This is a genomic window from Myroides sp. LoEW2-1, from assembly GCF_009767705.1.
Taxonomy (GTDB): domain Bacteria; phylum Bacteroidota; class Bacteroidia; order Flavobacteriales; family Flavobacteriaceae; genus Flavobacterium; species Flavobacterium album_A.
In genome coordinates, this window is the sequence record NZ_WSPP01000258.1 from 1 (window position 1) to 4,777 (window position 4,777).

The window sequence follows — 4,777 nt, forward strand, 5'->3', positions numbered from 1 at the left end:
AAATAATATTATATAATATCAATATTGTACTTATTTACATAACGATTATTAAAAAACCCTTTCCCGTAAAGACGAATAATTTATTTATATATCACAAAAACTTTAATTATATTTGTTTAAATCAAAACAATACAGCATAATATGAAGCACTTTAACACTAACTTAGAATTTTACTTCAATGAAGTACTCCAGAAGAAAAGTTATAACAAAATTGTACAAGATGTGATTTACTACATCTCTACAAACTCATTCACACAACTTGGGATAAATAGTATTCTTGAATCATACAATCTTTCAAGTATCAAAAGCTTAAAGCTTTCCTTCTTGGACATTTACTGTGAAATTAAGAAGGTAATCCTTGAAACCGAAAATTACATTAAGTTAAACCAAATGCAAGACCTTATCCTGTTTAAGAAAACTTGTCAAATAGAAGAACACGAATTACAGGAATACAAAAAAGATCAGTTGACAACCATGTACATTATGCAAACGCAATCTATCTCTATGGCAAACAACTTAGAGGATAAAGAAAAACAAGAGAATTTACAATTATTCAAGTCACTTGTAGGTATACAAGAAGATTATAATTATTTAATGAGATCTAAGTTGAATATTCCAAACTGCTTCTCCTAACTAAGACCAATGCCAAACTCACAAATAACAATACGAAATACATTCTTATCTCTATGCTTTATAATTATAAAGCATTTTTTTTGCTATATAAATAAAAAAACCACCTGCATCTACAAGTGGTTTTCTTAGTATTCAAAACTATTCAATCAAATGAATAATTAATCTTAGTTTTCAACAAACTCAACAATTACATCAAAAGTCTGATTTGTAGGGAATGTTCTATACATCATTCCGTTTCCTAAACTAAATTCAAGTTTAGCCCCTGCAACTTCAATGTCACAAACACCGATACCCAAATCATTACCATTAGCATCCAGTAATTTAATAGATAATACATTACCTATCATCACTGCAACATCTTTTGGCATTCTAATACCTTCAGTTTCAGCATCACCTGCTTTAACTCCTACAGTACCAGCAAATTTGTAAATATCTTTACCTTGGTATTTGTTACCTGTAAATACAGCTTTTGCAGTAATATCATATCCGATACTTGCGCGAATCTCCTTGATAATTTCTTCTTTACTATCAGTAAATATTTTCAAGATAGAACTTGAAATATCAATCGGTTGCTTCTCATCTTTATCATTAATAATATATAAGATTTCAGCTGTTTTAGCATCTGCATCGTGATCCCCGAAATAAACGTTACCACCTTGACTTAAATGTTCATTTACAGTTTCGTTGATAATATGTTGGATTGTCTCATTATTCTCAATTGTTTGATACAAATCATGTGTCATATCAATAAAGAAATCACCTTTCTCAGACTCATACTTATAAATGATTGCATTCTTTGTAGCGCCAGGTTCAACTCCTACCTCAGTATACGCACCTTTAGTTCCGTTAGCAGCATCACTTCTTCTATAAAACTTAGTTTTAGTCTCATCACGCTTAACTAACTCCTCAAAGTCAATCGGTTTAATTGTAGGCTTGCCATCTATATCATTCTCAACTACAGAAAACTGTTTAGTATCTCCATTAAAAGTAACAAAAAGATCCTTTCCTTTATCACCTGGTTTAACTTCAGGTAAAGTTGGAATAGCCTTTGTTATCTCTTCTTTGATAGTACTATGTAAAGTTTTAGTATCTGTAACTTTCGTCCACTCAAGACCTGTCCAATAGTAAAAACCAGCAGATAAACTACTTGCAACGTCTACCTTTGTATTATAGATAATAAGTCCAATGTTTCTAGGATCTGTCTTTAAATCTCGACCGTCCTTATCTCTTTCAAGTAGTGGAGAAAATGATGTCAAAGATGTCAAAGCCACTTGAGGTAAAATAACCCCTTGGTTTCCATCTTTAGATGTAATCTCCAATAAAGAAGAAGGCGAAGGATTCTTTGTACCTATCCCCACTTGGGCATGTCCTAAAAAGGACATCCCGAGTAAGGCAGTACATGCAATTATATACTTCTTCATTCTTTCAATTTTTTAATTATTTTATTATTTAGTTGGAGCTGCTTCTGTACTGATAAACTCAAGAATTACATCGTAGTCACCATTAAATACAGGAGTATACATCTCCCCAACTCCAAAGCTAAATTTTAAAGTTTTTGCACCCTTGTCGAAAACAACTTCTGTAGCTGAATCAGCAACTAATTGTCCATCAACACCACCTTTTAAAACTGTAGCTTTAAGTAAACGTGCAAAAGAATCTCCTACAGGAATAGCTGTCTTGAAAGTACTGTCATATCCATAAGTAGTATCCTCAACTGTAACCTTAGTTACAAGCTTTTTAACTTGAAAACCATTGATTACCTCTCCAGTATTAACAGCTCCCTCTCCATCTTTCACTACTACAGTAGTTTGCTCTTTTAACTTCTCAATGATATCTTGATTATTTGTAATCTCATTAAGAATATTTTGAGAAATGTCAATTGCATAAGTTTTACCATCATTTACAGTATATAAGATCGGGTTACCATCTTTATTTACGTCACCATAGTAAACGTTACCATATGAGTTAGGATCTGGTTTTGTTGGGTCAACTGGTTCTGGTGTACCTGGGTCAGTACCTCCACCTGTATTAACTACTTTTGTAATTTCCTTTTGAATAGTTTCATTATTTTTAACTATTTCTAAGAAATCCGAAGTAGCGTTGATATAATACGGAATTGGATTTCCAGCTGCATCTTTCTCTTCTCCTAAGAACTTATAAACAACTGATCCTTTAGCTTTTAGTTCAGCTTCAGTCGGTGCTACTTTAGCATCCTTTTCTATTGCTGTCGCAGCATCTCCGATAGTTTTTACAAATGAAGTTTTAGTCTCCATTGAATTAAAGTAGATAATTTCAGAAGGTAATGGATCACCAGCTGCATCTAATTTTTTAACTTCAAAGTAGTACCCTTTTCCATCTCCAGCATCCTTGATAGATACACTACCGTCTAATTTATTAATTGTCTCAGAAATTACTTTTTTATTATCTTCAACAATTCTCTCAAAATTAGAACTAACCACAGAACTAATATCAATAACAGCTACTTTATCATCTGTTACAGTCATTTTAGTCTGCGCATCTTCTCTTTTGTTATTTTTCGGATCTTTTAATATCCATTTAGAAATAGCTTCCTCACCAAAGTAATGTAATTTTTTAAATGTTTTCTTCACATTGTCAACTTCTTCCTCTACTTCTACAACTTTAAAGAATGTTTCGGTTTCATTACCTAATAAAATCTCATCTAATGGAATTTCAGAAGACCCATTAGTTTTATCAATAATAACAAGTTTACCAGGTTTTCCGTCCTCACCAGGAATATATACAACTGTACCCCCTCCAGTTTCTCCAGATCCTGTAGTACTTTCAATAACTGTAATACGATCGACCAAATTATTAACAACAGATTGAGAAGTTACTTTTTCCCATTGACCACCAGTAGGTTTGTTAGTCCAATAGTAAAAACCTATACCTATTGTTACAACATTACTAGCATCCTTTACTTCAGTAGAGTTATAGATAAGCATACCTTCATCCTTAGTGTCAGCAGCTAATCCAAAGGTGTTTAAATCTTTCAGTTCAATTCTTGGTATCAATACCCCTTTATTCTCAGACTTAACCTCTAATATTGCAGCAGGAGAAGGTTTTTTTGTACCAAAACCAGTTCCGATTTGTGCAAATGCGCCAAAACTTAAAGTTAAAGCGACTAATGTGATTATATTTTTTCTCATGTTTCTTTACTTTTTAAATAATAAAATTCACTGTGTAATGAATTATGGAGTTGTAGTTTCTTTTGGTTTTGGAAATGCCTCTGTAGAAACATACTCAACAATAACATCATAAGTAACACCTGTTGGCAGAGTTGAATACATAGTTCCTATACCAAATTTAAAATCTAATTTAGTAGCTGTAGCAACAATATCAGTCACTGAACTCATAACCAACTGTCCATCTTTAGTTAGAATTTGTACTGATTTCACTCTTCCAAATTTATCAGTAGCTGCAAATACAAAACCATCTTCAAATTGGCTATTGTACGCATAAGTAGCTTTATCTTTTGGTGTAGTTAATTGTTTAGAAAATACTTTTTTCTTAACTGAAAAACCACCTATTACTTCACCTGTATCCACTGCTCCCTCTCCTTCTTTTACTACTACAGTAGTTTGCTCTTTTAACTTCTCAATGATATCTTGATTATTTGTAATCTCATTAAGAATATTTTGAGAAATGTCAATTGCATAAGTTTTACCATCATTTACAGTATATAAGATCGGGTTACCATCTTTATTTACGTCACCATAGTAAACGTTACCATATGAGTTAGGATCTGGTTTTGTTGGGTCAACTGGTTCTGGTGTACCTGGGTCAGTACCTCCACCTGTATTAACTACTTTTGTAATTTCCTTTTGAATAGTTTCATTATTTTTAACTATTTCTAAGAAATCCGAAGTAGCGTTGATATAATACGGAATTGGATTTCCAGCAGCATCTTTCTCTTCTCCTAAGAACTTATAAACAACTGATCCTTTAGCTTTTAATTCATCTTCAGTCGGTGCTACTTTAGCATCCTTTACTATTGCTTCCGTATCATTTCCGATAGTTTTTTCAAATGAAGTTTTAGTCTCCATTGAATTAAAGTAGATAATTTCAGAAGGTAATGGATCACCAGCTGCATCTAATTTTTTAACTTCAAAGTAGTACCCTTTTC

General features: G+C 32.4%; 4 protein-coding genes. 1 reads left to right on the forward strand and 3 read right to left on the reverse strand.

The genetic code is table 11. From position 1 onward, the window contains the following. Positions 1 to 141: 141 nt before the first annotated feature. Positions 142 to 633, forward strand: a complete 492-nt coding sequence (locus GOQ24_RS13400) for a hypothetical protein (RefSeq protein WP_155092420.1) — start codon at positions 142 to 144, stop codon at positions 631 to 633. A 164-nt stretch (positions 634 to 797) separates the two neighbouring features. Here the strand turns inward: GOQ24_RS13400 and GOQ24_RS13405 are convergent, their stop codons facing one another. From GOQ24_RS13405 to GOQ24_RS13415, 3 genes are all read right to left on the reverse strand, one after another. After that, positions 798 to 2,054 (reverse strand): hypothetical protein, encoded by a 1,257-nt coding sequence (locus tag GOQ24_RS13405; RefSeq protein ID WP_160339926.1) that lies wholly within the window; start codon positions 2,052 to 2,054, stop codon positions 798 to 800. 24 nt (positions 2,055 to 2,078) lie between these two features. Continuing rightward, the gene (locus GOQ24_RS13410; protein ID WP_160339927.1) at positions 2,079 to 3,800 is read right to left on the reverse strand and encodes a hypothetical protein; all 1,722 of its coding nucleotides are present in this window, start codon (positions 3,798 to 3,800) and stop codon (positions 2,079 to 2,081) included. A 42-nt stretch (positions 3,801 to 3,842) separates the two neighbouring features. Beyond that, positions 3,843 to 4,777 (reverse strand): hypothetical protein (locus GOQ24_RS13415; protein ID WP_410505198.1); only part of this gene is annotated, 935 nt, incomplete at its 5' end.

What these genes read in the sequence shown, in the direction of transcription:
- GOQ24_RS13400 (WP_155092420.1), top strand. Translation starts at nt 142, where the DNA reads ATGAAGCACTTTAACACTAACTTAGAATTTTACTTCAATGAAGTACTC.
- GOQ24_RS13405 (WP_160339926.1), bottom strand. Translation starts at nt 2,054, where the DNA reads ATGAAGAAGTATATAATTGCATGTACTGCCTTACTCGGGATGTCCTTT.
- GOQ24_RS13410 (WP_160339927.1), bottom strand. Translation starts at nt 3,800, where the DNA reads ATGAGAAAAAATATAATCACATTAGTCGCTTTAACTTTAAGTTTTGGC.